We start from the raw sequence: 21,446 nt of genomic DNA, 5'->3' as shown, positions 1-21,446 counted from the left end.
GTGATAGTATATTACTATGCGGGCTGCTATACCCAGGTTAATTATAGTATGTGAGATTATAAAAAGGAGATTGATTATGGAAAAGAAAATAGGCAAGTCTGTTGTAGCGACTGGTATTGCGGCTACAACTATTATTTCTGGTGGACTGACCCATCAAGTACACGCGGATGAGTTGGTTGAATCAACTGTAACAGCTCCACAAGCGACTGAAGTAACTGGAAAACCAGTGACAGCAGCAGATGTAGCTGTTGCCCAAGAAAATGCTGAAGCTGCCAAAGCAAAACTCGATGAGCAAAGATCGATAGTAGATACTGCTAAAACAGAAGCTGAAGATGCAAAAACTAGCGTGAAAGTTGCTGAAGTCGCTGTTGAGACTGCTAAAGAAATACAGGCAGAAGCAACAGAAGAAAATGTTGCTAAGGCGGAGACAGAAGCAAAAACAGCAGAGCAAGAGGTTAGCGCAAAAGACATTGCCGTTCGAGAAGCGGCGGCTAAAGCTGCTAAGGCAGAACAGGCTGTTAAAGACCAAGCAAATACTATTAAGGCGAGTCAATCTCTGGTAGATGTTGCAGAGACTGAATTGAAACAAGCTAAAACACCACTTAACTCAGAAGAGCAAGCTGTAGCAACTGCTAAGAGTCAGCAAAGTCAAGCACAGACTGCCTTAGATAATGCAAAGGCTGAACTGACAAAGGCAGAACAAGCAGCGTCTTCTGCTCCCCAAGTGCAGGCTGAAATCCAGAATAAAATCAATAAGGCAAAGGAATCTTTGGGTCAAACCAATCAAGCTATTAACTCTCTTGAAGGACAGATTCCGGCTGCTGAGAAAGCAGCAGCAACAGCTCCTGTTGACCTTCGCAATACGACTTATTCTCAATTTTTAGAAAATGTTCGTAACAATGCGGCTAATCAGGAGATTCGTGATGCTGCTAACAATGCTCTTGCAGTTTATCAACGTGGACAAAATGAATTTGGTATTTCAGTTAATTCTGACCCAACAAGTCCAGCTAGTCTGGAAAATAACCTTCAAGCTTTGGAGTTGGTTAAGGCCATTAATGCTTACCGTCGTAATGCCGGCTTACAAGAGTTGTTGGTTGATCCGTATGCGAATGTGGCCAGCCAGATTCAGACTATCTACTTTGAGCGCAATAACTGGCACATGGGTAAGCTGATTGGTAACGAGAATGTGGCGATTAGTTTTGATCCGCAAGGGGCTGTCAATTTCTGGCATAGTGAAAAAGCACGCTACCAAGAGATTGCAGCGCAATATGGACTGCCTACAGATGAAACTCAGATTGATGCTAATTCTATCTATATGAGAGTTGGAGCGGGTGTATTTGCTCAGATTGGCCACTATGTTCAGATGATGGACAATAAAGCCAATGCTATCTCAGCAGCTTATGATAAACAGCCAAACCAATGGGGCACTCCTCATGGTACATCCGAAGTTGGTTTCCATCATATTAGCAACTTTAACCAACGTGTTAATAATGGTACTTTGCTGACTGTTGCGGCTATGGAGCAGTTGTTGCGTGCTGGTGGCGGTCGTTCTGCAGGTTCTAACGCAAATGTTACAGCGCTTAAGAATCAGTTAGCTGAACTCAAGGCTCAAAAAGTTGGTCAGGAATCAGCTATTAATATCCTCAATGCTCAATTAGCTGATGCTCAAAAGGCAGCGGCAGATCAAATTGCAGCAGTTGAAGCGGCTCGTCAGAAGGTAGCAACTGCTGAAAATAATCTAGCTTTGACCAAGCAAAATGTTGCCCTTAAGCAGGAAGCTCTCGACAGAGCGACAGCTAAGATTGCAGCAAACCTAGCACCTTATCAGACTAACTTGAGCAATGCTCAGGCAGTTTTAGCAGCAGCTAAGGATAAGTTGACAGAACTTCAGTCAGCTCAAGAAGCTGCGAAAGCTAATTTGACAACTGCTCAAGAGGATTTCTTGGCTGCTCAAAAGACATTAGCAGCAGCTAAAAAGAAAGTCATTGATCTTCAAAATGCTCCTCAGTTACTTGCAGAAGCAGAGCGGGAGTTGGCAGAAGCGCAGCTTGATTATGAAGCTAAACAAGCAATCTTAAATCAAGAAACTGCAACTTTAGCTGTTCTTGAAGAGGCTTACAACAGTCTTCAAGCCAATTATGAAACTCTCTTGAATATCTTGAACCAAGCATCTCTCCTTTATGGAAATGCTCTGAATAGCAACTACCGCTCAGGTGAGGATAAGAAGCTTTTAACTGCTGTTAAGGGTGGAGCTGCTGGTCCAGGTGCAGAGGATGAATCTAAGAAAGATTCAGATGCTAAGACTGCAGAAGTTCATGCGAACACTCGTGAAGTCAAAGGAGCGACTACAGGTGCCGTTCAAACGGCCGGTAGTGGCGTATTCACTGATTTTGTTGTGAATCCTGCAGCTCAGCTTGCTAGCGTGGCTACAACTGCTGATAAGGCTCCAACAGTTCCTGCTATTCTGCCAAATACTGGTTCAGAAGCAGAGCGCCTTGCAATTTTTGGTATGGCACTTGGTGCAGCTGCCTTTTTGGGAACCAACAAGCGTCGTCGCAGAGACGAAGATTATAATTAAAGAAATACAAAATGAGTCTGGAAATTATTCTAGTCTCATTTTTTTGTCTATAGCTAATAAGCAATCTCATATAAAAAGGAAAGAGAAGATAAGTTCTGCATTTTCTAAGATAAAAACTTCCGATATTAACTGTCGGAAGTTTTCAATATACATAATAGATTTTATTTGACTGCTCCGCCTGTTACACCTTCTACGTAGTATTTCTGCATGAAGATGAAGAGAAGAGTGATTGGGATAGCGATGATAATCGCTCCAGATGTGAAAGGCAAGAACCATTTATTGATGGCATCTTTATTAAGCATTTGGAAAAGTCCCAAAGCAACCGTGTATTTTTCCTTGACATCGCCTAGGATGACAGAGGCAAAGATGAAGTCGACCCAAGGTCCCATGAAGGCCATAAGCGCTGTGTAAACGATAATCGGTTTTGACAGCGGCAGTGTGATAGTCCGGAAGATTTGGAAGCGGGTAGCTCCGTCAATCATAGCGGATTCGTCCAAAGAATATGGGATAGTATCAAAGAAACCTTTAGCAATATAGAAGCCTAGAGCTGCTCCAGCTGAATAAACCAGAATCAGTGAGGTCAGGGTTTGTGTCAAATTGAGTGCTTTCAAGATGTAGTAAACCGCAATCATAGACATGAAGCCTGGGAACATGTTAAGAACCAAAGCCAGCTTGAGGAAACGGTTTTTATGCTTGAATTTGATACGGCTGAGTGAGTAAGCCATACCCACAGTAATCAAAGTAGACAGGATGCAGGTCGCTGTCGCAACAATCAGGGTATTCATAAACCACTGAACAAAAGGATATGTGTTGTTATTAAATAGTCTGATATAGTTGTCAAAAGTATAAGTTTTAGGGAAGAAGTAAGGGACCGCATTAGAACCTTCACCACGGAAGCTGGTCAGAAAAATCCAGATAATTGGCGTTAGCCAGATGAGTGCTAAAATAGTCAGCAAGACATAAATCCCTAATAAACTGATTTTTTTCTATTTTTCATTATTTAGCAGTTCCTTCCTTGAATGATGCGGATCTAGTATAGGCTAAAATACTGAAGGCTGCAGAGATTGCAAAGATCAGGATACCGATAACAGATGCCAGATTGTAGTCCTTGGCAGAGACGGTCAGTTTATAGAGCCAGGTAACCAAAAGGTCAGTTGAGCCTGCCTGATAGTAGGAAGAGTTAGTAGGTCCACCGCCTGTCAGGAAGTAGATCACGTTGAAGTTGTTGATGTTCCCGATAAACTGCTGGATAAGAGATGGTGCCATAATCAAGAGAATTTGTGGGAAAGTGATACTCTTGAAGATTTGAAGCTTGCTAGCTCCATCAATCTCAGCAGCTTCGATTTGCTCGCTAGGTAGGTTCATGATAATCCCAGTCGCTACCAGCATGGTAAATGGAATACCAATCCACATATTGACAAGGATGATTGAGAACTTAGCCCAAACAGGGTCACTCAAAAATGGAATTGGATGCTGAATGAGATGGAGGCTTTGTAATAATCCGTTCAAAGGTCCATTGTCATTCAGGAAATTACGCATCAAGAGCAGGGATACGAATTGTGGAACTGCGATAGTGATAACGAAGAGTGTGCGCCAAACTTTCTTGTACTTGAGACCTTTGGTATTGAGCAAGAGAGCTAAAACGATACCGAAGAAGAAAGTAGTAGCTGTCGCAGCAACCGCCCAAATCAAGGTCCAGCCTAAAAGTGGGAAGAAGGTGCTAGCCATGCGACCTGAGAATACATCACCAAAGCTAGAGAAGCCAACCCAGTCAAAGAGTGACTTAGGAGCGGGATGCTTATGGTCAAAGTTAGTAAAGGCCAAACAGATCATATAAATCAGAGGCAAGATGGTAAAGAGCAGTACTCCGATAAGAGGAATGCTCATCAGTCCCATGTGGAAGCGACCGTCAGCAAGTGTCTTAAAGTCCTCAACGAAGTTAGGGATTTTCTGACCTGACTGCTTAAGAGCCATCAAGTGACGAGCACTTTTCAGATTACACCAGTAGATATAGGCGAAGACAGCACAGAAGATGAGAGAAGCAAGTCCAAAAATTAGCATCAGCATAGAGTTGTCACCAGCTACTTGAACGGTGATTTCCAAGCCATTAACTTTTTTGATAGTCTCTCCTTGCTCCTGAGTACCCAGAGTAATCATACCGCCGATAGCCGGAACGATTTGAACTACAAAAGCAATCAGAAATGCAATTTCTGAGAAGAGGAAGAGCAGCCCCTTGATAAATTGTTTGTTTACAAGGTTGCTCAGTCCCATTACTAGAAAAGAGAGTTTGACATCCCAGGTTCCCTCTTTAAAGACCTGAACCATGGATGCATTGTCATAGGATGACTGAGTCATAGTATTCTCCTTATATTTACAAAGAAAGAAGTGAGGAGGCTGCCCCCCTCACTTCAATGCTTATTTTTATTCGTTTGAGTATTATTTAGCTGCTGCTAAATCTTTATCAAACTGTTGTAATTTTGCGAGGTATTGATCTTCACCAAATTTACCGTTGTAAGCATCGCTGAGGATTGCAGCACTTTCAGTCCAGAAGACAGACATTTGGCTAAGTTTAGGCATAACTGTTGTGTAGGTATCAGAAGATCCCATTGTGATAACAGCTTGTGCCAATGCATCTTTCTTCACATCTTCAGACTCTTGTACTTCTTTGTTAGCTGGGATGATGTGACGTCCTTCAAACTTGAATTGGTTTTCTTGGCTTTCTTTGCTAGTAAGTGCTTGAGCCAGTTTGTAGCTTGCTGCGATACGATCAGTGTCACCATTTGAAGGTGTTTGGTTAACTGCGTAAAGTTTTACACCGAGGAAAGCTTTTTGTTGAACGTCTTGTCCACCGATGTTCACAGTTGGGTAAACAGAGATACCAAGGTTGTCTTTACCGACAGCTTTTTCAGCAGCTGCATAGTCCCATGGACCAGATTGGAAAGCGTCAACTGAACCATCTTCAAATTTAGCAAGAAGGTTAGCAGCATCGACGTTTACAAAACCGCTGTTATTCTTTTGAGCTGCGATGAACTTCAGAACGTTCACACCAGCTTCGTTACCCCAGTTTGTTCCGTCTACTTGCTCACCGTCTTTACCAAAGAGAGTATCGCCAACAGAAAGGAAGAGTGGAGCAGTAGCGTAAGCATTAACTTCTTTCAAGTTTCCGCCGAATTTAGCTTTAGATGTAATTGTTTCGTATGATTTAACATCGTCAGCAGAAAGTTTTGACTTGTTATAGTAGGTTACTTGTGACTCGATACCGAATGGGAAAGCATAAGTTTTACCTTTATACTGAGCACCAATCGCTGCTTGTTCTGTATCGTTTTTCTTGATTTCTTCTGCCATATTAGAAGGAACTTCTTGAATAGCTCCAGCTTCAACTAATTTACCTAGTTGGTCGTGTGGCAGAGAGAAAACATCGGCAGCAGTACTAGCATCTTTTGTCAGATTTTCCTGAGCGTTTGGATCTTCCATTTCGACTACGTCAACCTTGTAGCCTGATTCTTTCTCGAACTTGCTAACTGTATCAGAGTAAGAATCTTTAGCACCAGTTGGTACCCAAAGTTTCAAGGTCTTGCTATCTGCTTTAGAAGAAGAGCTCTCCTTGCTGCTATTTGAGCTACAAGCTGCTAAGAGCGTTCCTGCAGCCAGCAAGCTGACACTGCCCAATACTACTTTTTTCCATGTTTTCATTCCTATTTCCTCCCGGAATTTTTATTTACAATTCTATTATGCAACCGTTTGCAATTTTTGTCAAGTCTTTTTTTGAAATTTTTTTAAAAATATATTAATTTTTCTAAAATTTTTCTATTTTATTTCTGTTTATTTAATCAAAGCCTATTAAAATAGCTGTGCAATCGCTTGCTTGATTTTTACTTAGAAAACGCTTTATTATGAAGAAAGTTTTGTCTCATTCGCAATATATTTTTGGTACTTGTATGAAGAGATGAAGAGAAGTTATAGTTCATCATTACCTATGAAAAGAATCAAACTTATGATTTTCTAATAATCTAGTGTCTACCTGTTGAATGCTTCCCTTTTTTGCTATAATAGACCTATGAATAAGCTAATCCAATCAAAGCTGGAACTGTTGCCGACCAGTCCCGGCTGTTACATTCACAAAGACAAAAACGATACCATTATCTATGTCGGAAAAGCCAAGAATCTTCGCAATCGGGTTCGTTCTTATTTTCGTGGTAGCCATGATACCAAGACGGAGGCTCTGGTTTCTGAGATTGAGGATTTTGAGTTTATTGTCACCGAGTCCAATATTGAGGCTTTGCTTCTGGAGATCAATCTAATCAAGGAAAACAAGCCTAAGTACAATATCATGCTCAAGGACGATAAGTCCTATCCATTTATCAAGATTACCAATGAGACCTATCCGCGCCTCATCATCACGCGCCAAGTCAAAAAGGACGGTGGGCTTTATTTTGGTCCTTATCCGGATGTCGGAGCGGCCAATGAAATCAAGCGGCTTTTAGATCGGCTCTTTCCTTTTCGTAAGTGTACCAATCCACCTGAAAAGGTCTGCTTTTACTACCATCTGGGGCAGTGCAAGGCCCACACTATTTGCCAGGTAGACAGCCAGTATTTCAAGGAGCTAGCCCAGGAGGTGGCAGCCTTTCTCAAGGGTCAGGATGACCAGATTATTGAGGATTTACGGGGAAAAATGGCTGGCGCAGCGCAAGCTATGGAGTTTGAAAAGGCAGCGGAGTACCGCGACTTGATTCAGTCCATTGGCACCCTGCGAACCAAGCAGCGGGTCATGGCCAAGGATTTGCAGAATCGGGATGTCTTTGGCTACTATGTGGATAAGGGCTGGATGTGCGTACAGGTTTTCTTTGTCCGTCAGGGTAAGCTAATCGAGCGTGATGTCAACCTTTTTCCCTATTACAATGATCCGGACGAAGATTTTCTGACCTATATCGGCCAGTTCTATCAGGAAAAATCCCACCTCAAGCCCAATGAAATTTTGATTCCGCCAGATATTGACGAAGAAGCTGTACGGGCCATGGTGGATACCAAGGTGTTTAAGCCCCAGCGAGGCGAGAAGAAACAGTTAGTCAATCTGGCTATCAAAAACGCCCGAGTCAGTCTTCAGCAGAAATTTGACCTTTTGGAGAGATCTATTGAAAAGACTCATGGGGCTATTGAGAATCTAGGGCAGCTCCTTAACATTCCGACACCTGTTCGTATTGAGTCTTTTGATAACTCCAACATCATGGGGACCAGTCCTGTATCAGCTATGGTGGTCTTTGTCAATGGTAAACCAAGTAAGAAGGACTATCGCAAGTATAAGATCAAGACTGTGGTAGGACCTGACGACTACGCTAGTATGCGAGAGGTCATTAAGCGCCGCTATAGTCGGGTAATTCGTGACGGACTAACTCCACCAGACTTGATTGTCATTGACGGTGGACAGGGCCAAGTCAATGTCGCTAAAGAAGTTATTCAGGAGCAGCTGGGATTGGATATTCCCATCGCTGGACTGCAAAAAAATGACAAGCACCAGACCCATGAATTGCTCTTTGGTGACCCTCTGCAGGTTGTAGAATTATCCCGCAATTCGCAGGAATTTTTCCTACTCCAGCGTATCCAAGATGAGGTCCACCGCTTCGCAATTACCTTCCACCGCCAGCTCCGGTCTAAGAGTTCCTTCTCATCGCAGCTAGATGGCATTGAAGGCTTGGGACCAAAACGCAAGCAAAACCTTATGAAACACTTCAAATCTCTAACCAAGATTAAAGAAGCCAGTGTTGATGAAATCGTCGAAGTCGGCGTACCACGAGCAGTGGCAGAAGCGGTGCAAAGAAAGTTGAATCCGAAAACTCAGGAGCAGGAACAAGCACAGTTGCGAGAGGTGGCGGAACCAATTGTAGACATAGATTGAAATTAATTTGCAGGTATTTATTAGATGCAGAAGCAGCCTTTGCAAATTCTTTATCTAAGGAATGGGAAGATTTTTTAAAAGATGTCTATGATAAAATTATCAGAAGGAAATTTTCGAATGGGAATATCTATTTTCGACCCGAAATAACGAGAATTCAAAAATTTAAACTGAAAAAATTAAAACCGGCATCAAATCCAATTTTCCTTGATGGAGTTTCTGGTAAAGATTTGAATATAGTAATTTAATTAAATAATTAGTTGAACATCTGAAAAATGAAAACCTAAACCGAGACTTGAGACATCTATGAAAAATTAAAACTTTAAGAATGTCTTTGACCAAGAAAGAAGCTCTAGTTATAGCGATTTAATTAAGGGCTTAAGATATTCAAGTAGCCAGAATGGAGAAAACGAAACCTCTGTTACAGAATAATCTTATCAAGTGGCAAGTACTGATAGTCAGATCTTATAGAGAATGAAAAACTCCTGCAAACTCTTACAAAATATGATAAAATGAAGCTAGTATATTTAGAAAAGGATACGACTTATGAAATTTCTAGAACTCAATAAAAAGCGTCATGCGACCAAGCATTTCAATGACAAACCTGTGGATCCAAAGGATGTTCGCACAGCCATTGAAATTGCAACGTTGGCCCCCAGTGCCCACAATAGCCAGCCATGGAAGTTCGTTGTGGTGCGGGAGCGTAATCAGGCTCTAGCAGAGACAGCTTTCGGTGGAAATGTGGATCAGATTAAGGAAGCTCCAGTGACCATTGCCCTCTTTACTGATACAGATTTGACCAAGCGGGCTCGTAAGATTGCGCGTGTGGCTGGAGTGAGAAATTTCTCTGACGAGCAGCTCCAATTCTATATGCAGAATCTGCCAGCTGAGTTTGCTCGCTATAGTGAACAGCAAAAGAGCGATTATTTAGCTCTCAATGCTGGTCTAGTGGCTATGAATCTTGTTCTGGCTCTGACTGACCAAGGTATCGGATCTAACATCATCTTAGGCTTCGATAAATCTAAGGTTAATGAGGTTCTGGAAATTGATGGGCGTTTCCGTCCGGAACTCTTGATTACTGTTGGTTATACTGATGAAAAACTAGAACCTAGTTATCGTTTGCCAGTTGATGAAATCATTGAGAAACGTTGATATAGTTATATTTACGATTTAATTCATAATAATATCGATTTAGATCGAATTGAAAATTGGGGTAAAATAATGACAATTGATTTTAAAGCAGAAGTTGAAAAACGTAGAGAAGCTCTCTTGGCTGATTTGTTCAGCCTTTTGGAAATTAACTCAGAGCGTGATGACTCCAAGGCAGACAAGGAACATCCTTTTGGACCTGGTCCTGTTCAAGCTCTGCATAAGTTTTTAGAAATCGCTGAGCGCGATGGCTATGAAACAAAGAATGTGGACAATTATGCTGGTCACTTTACTTTTGGTGAGGGTGAGGAAGAACTTGGGATTTTTGCCCACATGGATGTAGTTCCTGCCGGGAGTGGCTGGAATACAGATCCTTACAAACCTGAAATTATTGATGGTAAGCTTTATGCACGTGGTTCATCTGATGATAAAGGTCCAACCATGGCTTGTTACTATGGTTTGAAAATCATCAAAGACTTGGGATTGCCAGTATCTAAGCGCGTTCGCTTTGTGGTGGGGACAGACGAGGAATCCGGTTGGCAAGACATGGACTATTATTTCAAGCATGTTGGCCTACCTGAGCCAGACTTTGGTTTCTCACCAGATGCAGAATTTCCAATCATTAACGGTGAAAAAGGGAATATCACAGAATATCTCCACTTTGGTAACAGTAATGATGGCAGCTTTAAACTCAAGAGCTTCACTGGCGGACTTCGTGAGAATATGGTGCCAGAATCAGCGACAGCTATTTTTACAGCAGCAGTTGATGCAGCGGAATTGGATAAGAAATTACAAGACTTTGCTGCTGCCCACAAGCTTTCAGCTAGTCTGAAAGAAAATGGCGACGCTCTTGAAGTGACAGTCATTGGGAAATCAGCTCATGGTTCTACACCAGAGGATGGTATCAACGGAGCAACTTATTTAGCTCTCTTCCTCAACCAATTTGACTTTGCTGGTGACGCCAAGGCCTATCTGGAAGTGGCAGCTCAAGTTCTGCACGAGGACTTTACAGGTGAGAAGTTAGGAATTGCTTATACAGATGCTAAAATGGGTGCTCTCAGTATGAATGCTGGTGTTTTCCATTTTGACAGTGCCGAGGCTGATAATACCATTGCTCTGAACATCCGTTACCCGCAAGGTACTGATCCGAAAACGATTCAAACCGGTCTTGAAAAAGTTGCTGGTGTTGTGTCTGTGAGTTTGTCTGAACATGGACACACTCCGCACTATGTTCCAGCAGATGATGAGTTGGTAGCAACACTTTTGAGTGTTTACGAAAAACAAACGGGTCTCAAAGGACATGAGCAAGTCATTGGTGGTGGAACCTTTGGTCGTCTTTTGAAGCGCGGTGTGGCTTTTGGAGCTATGTTCCCTGACTATGTCAACACTATGCACCAAGCCAATGAATTTACAGATGTAGAAGACCTTTTCCGTGCTGCGGCCATTTACGCGGAGGCTATCTACGAGCTAATCAAATAAAAAAGAAAAACTCGTTTGGCCTTGCTGGATGAGTTTCTTTGCAAGGAGATGTCATGCAAACAATAGAGGATATTGCCAAGGCCATCATGGCTGATCCAGATAATCAGAAATTTACGGAGCAAGGGATCAAGCCGCTTTTTGCGGCGCCTCGGAATGCACGGATTAACATTGTTGGACAAGCGCCGGGGCTGAAAACTCAAGAGGCAGGGCTTTACTGGAAGGACAAGAGTGGTGAGCGGCTGAGAAAATGGCTGGGTGTCGATGAAGAGACTTTTTATAATTCTGGATACTTTGCGGTTTTGCCCATGGATTTTTATTTTCCGGGGCATGGGAAGTCTGGAGATTTACCACCTCGTAAGGGCTTTGCGGACAAATGGCATCAGCCGATTTTAGAGCTTTTGCCAGATATTGAGCTGACAATTTTGATTGGTCAGTATGCACAGAAATATTATCTGCATCAAAAAGGAAATATCAAGCTGACCGAGACGGTTCAGCATTATCAAGACTACCTGCCTGACTTTTTCCCACTGGTCCACCCGTCGCCCCGCAACCAAATTTGGATGGCTAAAAATCCTTGGTTTGCAGCTCAGGTTGTACCAGATTTACAAAAATTAGTAAAAAATATCATGGAGAAATGAGGTAAGAAGCATGGATGCATATCAACAAGTAGCTAACAAGTTGCAAGAGTTGGGGATCACCTTTGATGTGGTGGAGCACCCTCCTGCATTTACGACAGAGCAGGCAGATAGCTATATTGAAGGCATGGAGGGTGTTCGGACTAAGACTATGTTTTTAACCAATAAGAAGAAAACCCAGTATTACTTACTCATTATGGATGACAAGAAACGATTGGATATGGATGACTTTAAAGTTCAAGTGGGAGCCGATCGGATTCGTATGGCCTCATTGGACTCCTTGGCAGAGAAAATGAACCTACCAGCAGGAACTGTATCTCCCTTTGGTCTTCTCAACAATGAGGAGAAGGACATTCAAGTTTATTTTGATAGGGACATTGTATCAGAGGATATCATGACTTTCCATCCCAATACTAATGAAAAAACTATTTTTGTCTCTACAAGAGATTTATTTAAATTCTTGCAAGATTTAGGTTATTCTTACCAAGTTCTTGAGCTTTAACTAACCGTTTTGCTGAGTTAGAGGAACGCTATCCAGCTTCTCTTTCGAGTGATTAAACCTAGCAGATTGGTATCACTCGTTTGCTAGCACCTCTGTACCTCTATCTTGATCTTGGATGAAGGACGTGTCCAGCCACTTGGTTTCCCTCAGGGGATTCTCCAACAGCCAGCCAATGATATTGTCAAACAACTATTAGATCTTGCTGGAGTATCTGACTTATTTTTTGAAAAGTCTAAGCTTAGAATGCTAAACTTTGTAGAAAGCGAGGTGATTCTATGGAAACGATGAAAGCTATAGTCATTTACGAAGCGGGTGGCCCAGAAAAGCTTCTGCTGGAAGAAAGACCGATTCCAGAACTTCAAGAAGGCTGGACTCTGGTCAAGGTCAGAGGATTTGGGATTAACCACTCAGAGATTTTTACTCGCGAGGGCTTATCGCCTAGTGTCACCTTCCCTCGGATTTTAGGCATTGAGTGTGTTGGCCAAGTTGCCGAGACGACTCGGGCAGATTTAGAGATTGGCCAGAAAGTGGTTTCCATCATGGGTGAAATGGGGCGAGCTTTTGATGGTTCTTATGCTGAGTATGTCCTCCTGCCGAACGACCAAATTTATACAGTTGAGACCGACCTGACCTGGACTGAGCTGGCAGCAGTGCCAGAGACCTATTATACTGCTCTAGGCTCTATGAAAAATCTGTGCATTGACCCCAATGACAAGATTTTGGTTCGGGCTGCCACTAGCGGTGTCGGTTTGGCCTTTGCTCGTCTGGTCAAGGCACAGTTTCCAGACACACATATCGTGGGCTCAGTCAATAGTGGTTCCAAACAGTTTCTGCTCAAGCACCAAGCCTACGACGATATCATTATAGACCAGGATGGCCGACTGGAAACAGAGGATAAGTTTGATAAAATCCTTGAGTTGGTCGGTCCGGCAACTGTCAAGGATTCTTTTGACCATATTGCCGAGGGTGGTATTATTTGCGTTACCGGACTCTTGGGTGGGCAATGGGAGTTAGAAGATTTCAATCCAATTGAAGAAATCAAAAACAACAGTTTTCTGACAAGTTTCCACTCAGCTCATGTGAGCCAAGACTTGATGAATGAATTATTTGACTATATTGACCGCTATCAGGTCAATGTTACACCAAGGCGTGTCTTTTCCCTAGAGCAAGTGCCTAAAGCTCATGCTTTTATAGAGGGGACTGCAGGTTTTGGAAAAATTGTGATTATGAATGAATAGGAGAAAAATGATGCAAAAAATTAGTGCGAAAGATTTATATGACAAATTGCAGGAAGAAGAACTGCAGTTGATTGATGTCCGCGAGGTGGACGAATTTACAGCTGGACATGTCTCTGGGGCTCAAAATCTGCCACTCAGCACCCTACCGGAGAACTATGCGCAATTAGATAAACAAATCCCCTACCATATCATCTGCCAAAAAGGAGGCCGTTCAGCGCGTGCCTGCGAATTTTTGGAAGCCAAGGGTTACCAAGTAATCAACGTTGAAGGAGGAGTGGAAGCTTTTCCTGCTAAATTGACGATATGACAAGCGATTAAGAAGAGCAAATGCCGGAATAGATTGAATTTCCGGCCCTTTTTTTGTATACTATAGTAGTATAATAAATTGAGGATAGGAGAATATCTATGTCAAAAGAAGATTGGCTTAGACATTTCTAAAAAAACAAAGTTCTTCCCAACTAAAGTAAGAAGAATTTGTTTAAACGCAGTTGGTTAGAACGATTTGGGATTAAGCAAACAAACTAGTCTCCAGGCCAAAACACTTGGTAATTCATGGTGGCAAAAAGTCGTTGACTGGGTAATGCGAGTTCAGAACAGTCTTAATTTTTTTCAATTGGAAGGTGATTATAATCAATATGAAATACAAGAAATTATTACTTCTAAGCGTAGCTGTTTTCAGCCTTTCAGCTTGTTCTACGAACAGCAAGAGTAATAACAGCAGTACTGGAGGTAATCAGCCTAATTCTTCTGTGTCTCAGGAAAAATCGGTTTCTAGTCAAGTAGCAGAAAACAAGGCAGAAGAAGTCAAAAATATTGACGAAAATGTTTCTTATAACGGCAGCTACTACAGTGTCAAAGGGAAATATGATGAGATTCTCGTTGTCAATAAACACTATCCTTTGTCTGCTTCCTATAATCCAGGTGAGAATGCGACTGCTAAAGCAGAATTGCTCAAACTGATTGCAGACATGCAGGCACAAGGTTATGCCATTAGCGACCAATACAGTGGTTTTCGCAGCTATGATACTCAGACAGAACTCTATCAAAATTATGTCAATCAGGACGGTAAAGCTGCTGCAGACCGCTATTCGGCTCGGCCAGGCTACAGTGAGCATCAGACCGGCTTAGCCTTTGACTTGATTGATAAGAGTGGTAACCTCGTGCAAGAAGCCGGAGCAAGTCAGTGGCTTCTAGATAACGCCTATAAATATGGTTTTATCGTTCGCTATCTAGAGGGTAAGGAAGGTTCAACTGGCTATATGCCTGAAAGCTGGCATCTGCGCTATATTGGTCAAGAAGCCAAGGAAATTGCTCAATCAGGCAAATCTTTAGAAGAATATTTTGGCATTACTGGTGGAGGCTATGAAGATCAGTAGTCACATCATCCATTAGAAGGAGGAAGAAAATGAAATTTTTTGTTACCAATCCCAATAATGATTTTGCAGAAACACCTGTGCAAGAAGAAGGCAGAATCATCCATCATCTGCATCTTGCTAAAGGAAAAGAAGTACCAGAGCACAGTGCTGATGCACTGGTAACAGTTGTTTGTTTGTCGGGAGATGTAAGCTTTTCTGCTGGAGAACAAACTGTGCGGCTAGTGGCAGGTTCCTTTTTAACCATGGAGCCCAATGAGCCACACAGCTTGGTTGGAGAAGAAGATAGTCACCTCTTGGTTATCAAACAACTCAAATATTAATAAACTCAAAATACTAGAAGCTGCAATAAATGCTTCTAGTATTTTTTACTACTCTTTAACACTTATTCATTTCTGTAAATAAAAACCCACAATCAAGAAATTTATAATCAGATTCTTTGACTCTTAAAATAAACTTAAGATATGCTTAAAAAAGCCTTAATTTAAGCTTAAAATAAACTTAAATAAAAAATCAGAATGATAGGGCGAGGAGTTTCTATAAATAAATAATAAAAATAATTTACACTCTGTAAACCAAATTATAAACATTTTTCTATAACTTTAGTTCGTTGATAAGAAGATTATATGGAATTTTATAGATAAAAAACAGAAAAATAAACAAAAATACGAACTATAAAAAATTACCCATAAAAATAATTTACACCTTGTTAACTAAAATGCTTGCATTCAAAAATTTCTTGTGCTATAATTCGACTTGAGGGTGAGATATGCATAAAAAAGTATTTTCAAGCATATTGACTACTTGCTTTCTTAAACAAATGATATAAAAACATTTATGGTGCAGCCTTTATTTAGGTGGAGTCACTAGCTAGTGATTCGAGTTTTTTACCATTTGCTAAAGATGGGGTGGTTAGCTGCCAGCTGGCATTTTTTTTGAGAAATTCTTTTTTATGAAGTTGTGCACAAAAAATAAATTCCCCCCACAAAAAAATAAAGTGATGTTGGTCACTTTGGAGGTTTAATTAATATGAACAATCGTTTCAGACTCTTATCAAGATCTGTTGTAGCGGCTGCGGCTATTATTCCAGCAATTGCTGTTGCGAATAATGCTCAGGCTCAAGATTATGGCTATAACTACTATCAACCAGGTTATAATTACTGGAATGGTGGTTACAACAATTATAACTATGGTTATAACAACTATAATTACCGTAACAACCGCAACTACCGTTACAATAATTACAACTATGGTTATAATAACTACAATTATGGCTATAACAACTATAACTACGGCTATAACAACTATAACTATGGTTACAATGGCTATAATTATGACTATGGTTATAATAACTATTATCCAGGCTATAACAACTGGAATTATAACTATAGCAACAACTACGGATATAATGGTTGGAATAACTACAACAATCTGGCAAATGATGAGAACTATATTTACTGGAATGGTAACCATTACTACCGTATGACAGATGGTTCTTACCGTATCTATCGTGATGGTGAGTGGAAGCCATTGACAAATACTAACAATAACAGTACATCCAATAACAACCTGGAAAACGATCCACATTATCGTTATGAAAATGGTTATCATTACTATGTATTAGATAATGGCGACTATTACTACTATAAAAATGGTAAGTGGGTATTTGTTAAGGATTCTACTGATAACTCTACTAATCCAACAACTCCAAGTCAGCCGGAAGAACCAAAACCAGAAGTTCCAACTCCGACACCAGCGGAACCAGAGCAACCAACTCCAGCTCCAAATGATAGACCGGAACAACCAACAACTCCAGCAGAACCAAAACCAGAAGTACCAAGCCAACCAGAAACTCCAAGTGTTGATTTGCCAGAAAATCCTCCAATTAACGGTGCGGAAGGTGAGCTTGATCCATTTGCTCCGAAACCAGAGCAACCAGCAGAACCAAAACCAGAAACTCCGACAAGACCTGCTGTGCCAGAGACTCCTGGTTTGGTAACTACTGATAAACCAAGTGAAGATCAAATTCCTCCATATGTTGAAAAACCAGCAGAAGGTCTTGAGCACTTGGCATGGGCACCAAATGGACGAGCTCCAAAAATTATCTACCCAACTGGAAAACCGGGTGACAAGGCTCTTGAGTCAGATCCTAACTATTACTTTGATGGATCTACTCATTATTACCGTATACCATCTGACTCAGAAGCTAATGGATACTCTCCGTATTGGAAATGGTTTGGTGACAAATGGAAACTGCAAGGTATGACTGATCCAAACGATCCAGCTCTTGATCCAAAACTTCACGAAAATACTGCTGATGATGAATACATGTACAGTGATAAAGACTCTAGCGTGAAATTGTACTCAACCAACCTAGTGACAACTGCTAAAGCAGGTCAACCGCTGCCATTCAAGAACGTTGAAGAGTTCAAGAACTACGTTATCGAAAAGATGAATCCTAAGTTCCTTGATAACGCAGGATGGGATGCCAAAGTTGAATGGGAAATCGAAGATCCAGAAATCTTTGAGAACACTAAAGAAAACCCATATGCTAAGGATTATGTCTTGATTGCAAACCTTAAGAGTGGTGTTGAGGATAAGAAATACAGTGATGTAGAATTTGGTTACGTTAAGTTTGTTTACCGTGTTGAAGCAACAAACGATACAAACTATGACTATCTTTCAAAAGCCAAAGAAGCTTTCGCTAAAATCAATGAAGAGCGTAAAGCACAAGGCTTGAAAGAGTTGACTTGGTCAGAAGACATTTATCAAAATCAAGCACTTCCAAAAGTAAATGAAATCTCACGTCAATACGATAGCTCAGGCTTTGTTGGACGTCGTGATGAAGATGCATCTGTTGTCGTCAAGAAATGGGCTAACAGCGGTCTGAGAGAATTGCTTCTTGATCCTAACGTAACTGAAGGTGCAGTAGCGACAGTTGTAGACGGAAACGGTGTTTACTACTGGGCTTACAGCTATAAATAATAAGGAATTTTATTCTTAAACGTCTGTGCTCTTAATCTTTGGTTACATATAAACCACACTCCAAAAGTTGGATTTAACCTTCTGACTTTTGGAGTTTTTTTGTTGAGTTAACTAGGAAGCAAAAGTAGCAGGTGTGAAGAAAGTTTAGAGTTTTAAAAAGGCGAAAAGAAATTTTTGAGTACAAAAAAAGCACCGATTGGTGCTTATGATTATTTGAGACCGTATTTTTTGTTGAAACGATCCACACGTCCATCTGCTTGAGTGAACTTTTGACGTCCAGTGTAGAATGGGTGTGAGTCTGATGAAATTTCTACACGGATCAATGGGTAAGTTTCACCTTCGAATTCAACTGTTTCGTTTGAACGCTTAGTTGAACCACTAAGGAATTGGTAGCCGGTAGAAGTGTCCATGAAGACAACTGGGCGGTATTCTGGATGAATATCTTTTCTCATTTTACAAAAATTTCCTTTCTGCCATGGTCTCTTTGCGAGCCATAGATTAGTTACTTTGATAGTTTATCAAATTCTGATTGATTTGACAAGACTTTTAGACTAATTTCTTACTTTTTTACCAATTCTTTCATCTCGGTGTAGATTTGCTCTATTTCTTCTTTAGAAAATGCATTGGCTCCACTGGCTAGTGGGTGTCCTCCGCCATGATGATTTTTAGCAATACCGTTGATAGGAATAACCTTGCTGCGCATGCGGACACGGTAGTGACCTTCAGGCTGCTCAACAAAGATAGCCCACAGACCGACTTCTTCAATTCGTCCAGGTGCCCCGACAATGGCTGCAGTATCAGCATCAGTCAGTTGATAGGCTTGTAAAACTTCCTGAGGCAGAATGACCCGCGCAGTACCATTTTCATCTATTTCCAATTGCTCATATACATAGCCCTGCAGTTTAGCTACTTTGCGGCTGATAGAGTCCATTTTGCGAGACAAGGCTGATAAGTCGAAATCGTACTGGCGCAGCTTGGCAGCTACTTCGAATGTGCGGGCGCTAGTAGAAGGATAAAGGAAGCGGCCAGTGTCGCCGATGATACCAGCATAGAGGAGTTCTGCAGCTTCCTTGCTCAAGTCTAAGTTATTTTCAAAGGCGAAGAGAGCAATCATCTCACTAGCACTGCTGGAACTTGTATCTACCAGAGAAATATCTCCGTAAACCTCATCATCAGGATGATGATCGATTTTGATGAGGAAGTCGCCTGTCGTGTAGCGTTGGTCGTCAATCCGGGCTGTATTAGCAGTGTCACAGACGATAACTAAGGCCTCTTGGTATTCTTCGTCTGTAACTTGGTCCATTTGTGCTAGCCACATGAGATTGGGTTCGTCGTAGCCTGTCGCTTTGATTTTCTTTTCTGGAAAGTGGTATTGAAGTAGCTTTTGCAGTCCGACCTGACTGCCAAGCGCATCGGGATCTGGCCGCATATGGCGATGAATGATAATAGTATCGTATTCTTTTATTTTACTTAAAATATCATGATAAAGAGTCATAAATAACCTCGTCAACTTTCTTTACCCATTGTAGCATAAGAGTTTTTATTTTTAAAATAAAAAAGATATGATATAATGAGAGCAGATTAGAATTTGGAGGAAACTATGACCTTAGCGAAAATTGTATTTGCCAGCATGACTGGAAACACCGAGGAAATTGCTGATATTGTGGCGGATAAGCTAAGAGACCTGGATGTAGAAGTTGAAGTGGACGAGTGCACCACTGTCGATGCAGAAGATTTCTTGGAAGCAGATATTGCGATTGTAGCGACTTATACCTATGGTGATGGTGAGCTGCCCGATGAGATGATGGACTTCTATGAAGACTTGTCTGGTTTGGATTTGTCTGGCAAGATCTACGGAGTGGTCGGTTCAGGCGATACTTTCTATGACGAATTCTGCAAGGCTGTCGATGACTTTGATGCTGCCTTTGCTGCTACAGGAGCGGTGAAGGGTGCAGAAAGCGTTAAAGTAGACCTATCTGCAGAAGATGATGATATTGCGCGCTTGGAAGCTTTTGCAGAAGGCTTGGTTAATAAAGTTTAAAGTGATAAATAGAGGAAACGGCTGCGGCCGTTTTTATTTTTCGAAAGTGTTATTTTCTGACAATTCTCATGATTAGGAGTATAATATAGGCAAGCGCTATCCGTAAGATAAAGGAGGAGTCCCTATGAAAGAACGCGACTATGCCTTTGGCTTTCATGACGATGTCAAGCCGCTCTTTTCGACTGGTAAAGGCCTGACAGAAGAAGTAGTTCGAGAAATCTCAGAAATCAAGAATGAGCCCCAGTGGATGCTGGACTATCGTCTGCGCTCCTTGGAACTCTTTCATAAGTTACCTATGCCCAGCTTTGGCCCGGATTTGTCAGGGATTCGCTTTGATGATGTTATCTACTACCAGAAGCTAAGCGGAGATCGGGCTCACAGTTGGGATGAAGTTCCAGAAGAGATTAAGAAAACCTTTGATCGCTTGGGAATTCCAGAAGCCGAGAAGCGCTTTCTATCTGGAGCTGTGGCTCAGTATGAATCTGAAGTGGTTTACCACAATATGAAGGAAGAGTTTGCCAAGCTGGGGATTATCTTCACTGACACGGATACGGCTGTTCAGGAATATCCAGACTTGGTCAAGCAGTATTTTGGTACTGTGATTTCAAATGCTGAGCATAAATTCTCTGCTCTTAATAGTGCGGTTTGGTCCGGCGGAACCTTTATCTATGTGCCCAAGAACGTCCAGTGCCAAGTTCCTGTTCAGACCTATTTTCGAATCAATGGTGAAAACGCTGGCCAGTTTGAGCGCTCCTTGATGATTATCGAGGAGGGGGGCTCTATCCAGTATATTGAGGGCTGTACAGCACCGACTTACACAAGTAATAGTCTTCATGCGGCAAATGTCGAAATCATTGTCAAAAAGGATGCCTTTTTCCGCTATACAACCATTCAAAACTGGTCGGACAATGTCTATAATCTTGTAACGGAGCGCGGGATTGTTGAAGAGGGCGGTACCTTAGAGTGGATTGATGGAAACTTAGGCAGCAAGGTCAATATGAAATATCCTTGTAGCATTCTTAATGGTCGCAATGCAAGAACTTCTGTTCTATCCATGTCTTTTGCCAACTATGGCCAGCACTTGGATGCGGGCTGTAAGGTCTTTCATAATGCACCCAAGACTTCCAGTACCTTGATTTCTAAATCAGTGGCTAAGGATGGTGGTAAGACCGACTATCGTGGTCAGGTTCGCTTTGGTAAGAATAGTGCTGGCTCCAAATCTCATATCGAGTGTGATACCATTCTGATGGATGGTGAGTCCAGTTCTGACACCATTCCTTTTAATGAAATCCATAATTCAAATGTCGCGCTAGAGCATGAAGCCAAGGTTTCCAAAGTATCTGAGGACCAGCTCTACTATCTGATGAGCCGAGGCATCAGCGAAGAAGAAGCCACAGCTATGATTATCAATGGATTTATGGAACCTATTACCAAAGAACTTCCAATGGAATACGCCGTCGAACTCAACCAACTCATCAACATGAGTATGGAAGGATCGGTTGGTTAAAAAGGTCCAGTGGACCTTTTTAATCTGCTGATGAGAACTCGCAAAAGCGAGTTCCCTTTAATAAGGTTC

The 21,446-nt window shown here is 41.6% G+C and carries 19 protein-coding genes and 1 pseudogene; 15 read left to right on the top strand and 5 right to left on the bottom strand.

The annotated features are described in order from the left end of the window. Nucleotides 1–16 precede the first annotated feature (16 nt). Nucleotides 17–2,578, top strand: a complete 2,562-nt coding sequence (locus HMPREF9389_RS02355) for a CAP domain-containing protein (RefSeq protein ID WP_002930677.1) — start codon at nt 17–19, stop codon at nt 2,576–2,578. A 161-nt stretch (nt 2,579–2,739) separates the two neighbouring features. Here the strand turns inward: HMPREF9389_RS02355 and HMPREF9389_RS02360 are convergent, their stop codons facing one another. The 3 genes from HMPREF9389_RS02360 to HMPREF9389_RS02370 form a co-directional block, all read right to left on the bottom strand. Continuing rightward, the gene (locus HMPREF9389_RS02360; protein ID WP_032906578.1) at nt 2,740–3,558 is read right to left on the bottom strand and encodes a sugar ABC transporter permease; all 819 of its coding nucleotides are present in this window, start codon (nt 3,556–3,558) and stop codon (nt 2,740–2,742) included. 16 nt (nt 3,559–3,574) lie between these two features. Continuing rightward, a complete protein-coding gene (locus HMPREF9389_RS02365) occupies nt 3,575–4,933 on the bottom strand; it encodes a carbohydrate ABC transporter permease (RefSeq protein ID WP_002930669.1) in 1,359 nt (452 codons plus the stop codon). A gap of 81 nt (nt 4,934–5,014) precedes the next feature. Next, on the bottom strand, nt 5,015–6,271 hold the full coding sequence (locus tag HMPREF9389_RS02370) for an extracellular solute-binding protein (protein WP_002930668.1): 1,257 nt from the start codon (nt 6,269–6,271) through the stop codon (nt 5,015–5,017). Between the two features lie 364 nt (nt 6,272–6,635). Between HMPREF9389_RS02370 and uvrC the strand changes: the two genes are divergently transcribed. The 12 genes and pseudogenes from uvrC to HMPREF9389_RS02425 all read left to right on the top strand — a co-directional run bounded on the left by uvrC (nt 6,636) and on the right by HMPREF9389_RS02425 (nt 17,829). After that, a complete protein-coding gene (gene uvrC / locus HMPREF9389_RS02375) occupies nt 6,636–8,471 on the top strand; it encodes an excinuclease ABC subunit UvrC (RefSeq protein WP_002930667.1) in 1,836 nt (611 codons plus the stop codon). Between the two features lie 11 nt (nt 8,472–8,482). Further along, nucleotides 8,483–8,716, top strand: a pseudogene (locus tag HMPREF9389_RS12345) (DUF4274 domain-containing protein); the annotation flags it as partial. 298 nt (nt 8,717–9,014) lie between these two features. After that, on the top strand, nt 9,015–9,620 hold the full coding sequence (locus tag HMPREF9389_RS02385) for a nitroreductase family protein (RefSeq protein WP_002930658.1): 606 nt from the start codon (nt 9,015–9,017) through the stop codon (nt 9,618–9,620). 69 nt (nt 9,621–9,689) lie between these two features. Further along, nucleotides 9,690–11,096 carry a dipeptidase PepV gene (pepV, locus tag HMPREF9389_RS02390; protein ID WP_002930657.1) on the top strand — a complete coding sequence of 469 codons (1,407 nt, stop codon included), beginning with the start codon at nt 9,690–9,692 and terminating at the stop codon, nt 11,094–11,096. A 53-nt stretch (nt 11,097–11,149) separates the two neighbouring features. After that, nucleotides 11,150–11,734, top strand: a complete 585-nt coding sequence (locus HMPREF9389_RS02395) for a uracil-DNA glycosylase family protein (protein ID WP_002930656.1) — start codon at nt 11,150–11,152, stop codon at nt 11,732–11,734. A 10-nt stretch (nt 11,735–11,744) separates the two neighbouring features. Further along, nucleotides 11,745–12,233, top strand: a complete 489-nt coding sequence (locus HMPREF9389_RS02400) for a prolyl-tRNA synthetase associated domain-containing protein (RefSeq protein ID WP_002930655.1) — start codon at nt 11,745–11,747, stop codon at nt 12,231–12,233. 275 nt (nt 12,234–12,508) lie between these two features. Next, complete coding sequence (locus HMPREF9389_RS02405; protein WP_002930647.1) at nt 12,509–13,471, top strand: zinc-binding alcohol dehydrogenase family protein; 963 nt, start codon at nt 12,509–12,511, stop codon at nt 13,469–13,471. Further along, the gene (locus tag HMPREF9389_RS02410) at nt 13,464–13,778 is read left to right on the top strand and encodes a rhodanese-like domain-containing protein (protein WP_002930642.1); all 315 of its coding nucleotides are present in this window, start codon (nt 13,464–13,466) and stop codon (nt 13,776–13,778) included. Before HMPREF9389_RS02405 ends, HMPREF9389_RS02410 begins: the two co-directional genes overlap by 8 nt. A gap of 328 nt (nt 13,779–14,106) precedes the next feature. Then, nucleotides 14,107–14,847, top strand: a complete 741-nt coding sequence (gene ldcB / locus HMPREF9389_RS02415) for an LD-carboxypeptidase LdcB/DacB (protein WP_002930641.1) — start codon at nt 14,107–14,109, stop codon at nt 14,845–14,847. Between the two features lie 29 nt (nt 14,848–14,876). Next, nucleotides 14,877–15,167, top strand: coding sequence for a cupin domain-containing protein (locus HMPREF9389_RS02420; protein ID WP_002895366.1), 291 nt, complete (start codon nt 14,877–14,879; stop codon nt 15,165–15,167). Nucleotides 15,168–15,952: 785 nt separating this feature from the next. Beyond that, nucleotides 15,953–16,330 carry a hypothetical protein gene (locus HMPREF9389_RS12395; RefSeq protein WP_002930640.1) on the top strand — a complete coding sequence of 126 codons (378 nt, stop codon included), beginning with the start codon at nt 15,953–15,955 and terminating at the stop codon, nt 16,328–16,330. Beyond that, nucleotides 16,327–17,829 (top strand): CAP domain-containing protein, encoded by a 1,503-nt coding sequence (locus HMPREF9389_RS02425; protein ID WP_002930638.1) that lies wholly within the window; start codon nt 16,327–16,329, stop codon nt 17,827–17,829. The genes HMPREF9389_RS12395 and HMPREF9389_RS02425 overlap by 4 nt, the downstream gene beginning before the upstream one ends. A 209-nt stretch (nt 17,830–18,038) precedes the next feature. Here the strand turns inward: HMPREF9389_RS02425 and HMPREF9389_RS02430 are convergent, their stop codons facing one another. Both HMPREF9389_RS02430 and HMPREF9389_RS02435 read right to left on the bottom strand, forming a co-directional pair. After that, a complete protein-coding gene (locus tag HMPREF9389_RS02430; RefSeq protein WP_002895374.1) occupies nt 18,039–18,281 on the bottom strand; it encodes a type B 50S ribosomal protein L31 in 243 nt (80 codons plus the stop codon). 107 nt (nt 18,282–18,388) lie between these two features. Then, entirely contained in the window at nt 18,389–19,324 is a 936-nt protein-coding gene (locus tag HMPREF9389_RS02435) for a DHH family phosphoesterase (RefSeq protein ID WP_002930636.1), read from the bottom strand. Nucleotides 19,325–19,429: 105 nt separating this feature from the next. On the opposite strand from HMPREF9389_RS02435, the gene HMPREF9389_RS02440 reads away from it, so the two are divergent. Together HMPREF9389_RS02440 and sufB are read left to right on the top strand one after the other, a co-directional pair. Further along, nucleotides 19,430–19,870 carry a flavodoxin gene (locus tag HMPREF9389_RS02440; RefSeq protein WP_002930633.1) on the top strand — a complete coding sequence of 147 codons (441 nt, stop codon included), beginning with the start codon at nt 19,430–19,432 and terminating at the stop codon, nt 19,868–19,870. A 124-nt stretch (nt 19,871–19,994) separates the two neighbouring features. Beyond that, nucleotides 19,995–21,377 (top strand): Fe-S cluster assembly protein SufB, encoded by a 1,383-nt coding sequence (gene sufB / locus HMPREF9389_RS02445; protein WP_002930631.1) that lies wholly within the window; start codon nt 19,995–19,997, stop codon nt 21,375–21,377. The last annotated feature ends 69 nt before the right edge of the window (nt 21,378–21,446 follow it).

It is taken from the genome of Streptococcus sanguinis SK355 (assembly GCF_000212855.1).
Lineage (GTDB): Bacteria > Bacillota > Bacilli > Lactobacillales > Streptococcaceae > Streptococcus > Streptococcus sanguinis_A.
This window is presented reverse-complemented; position numbering and strand designations above follow the sequence as displayed.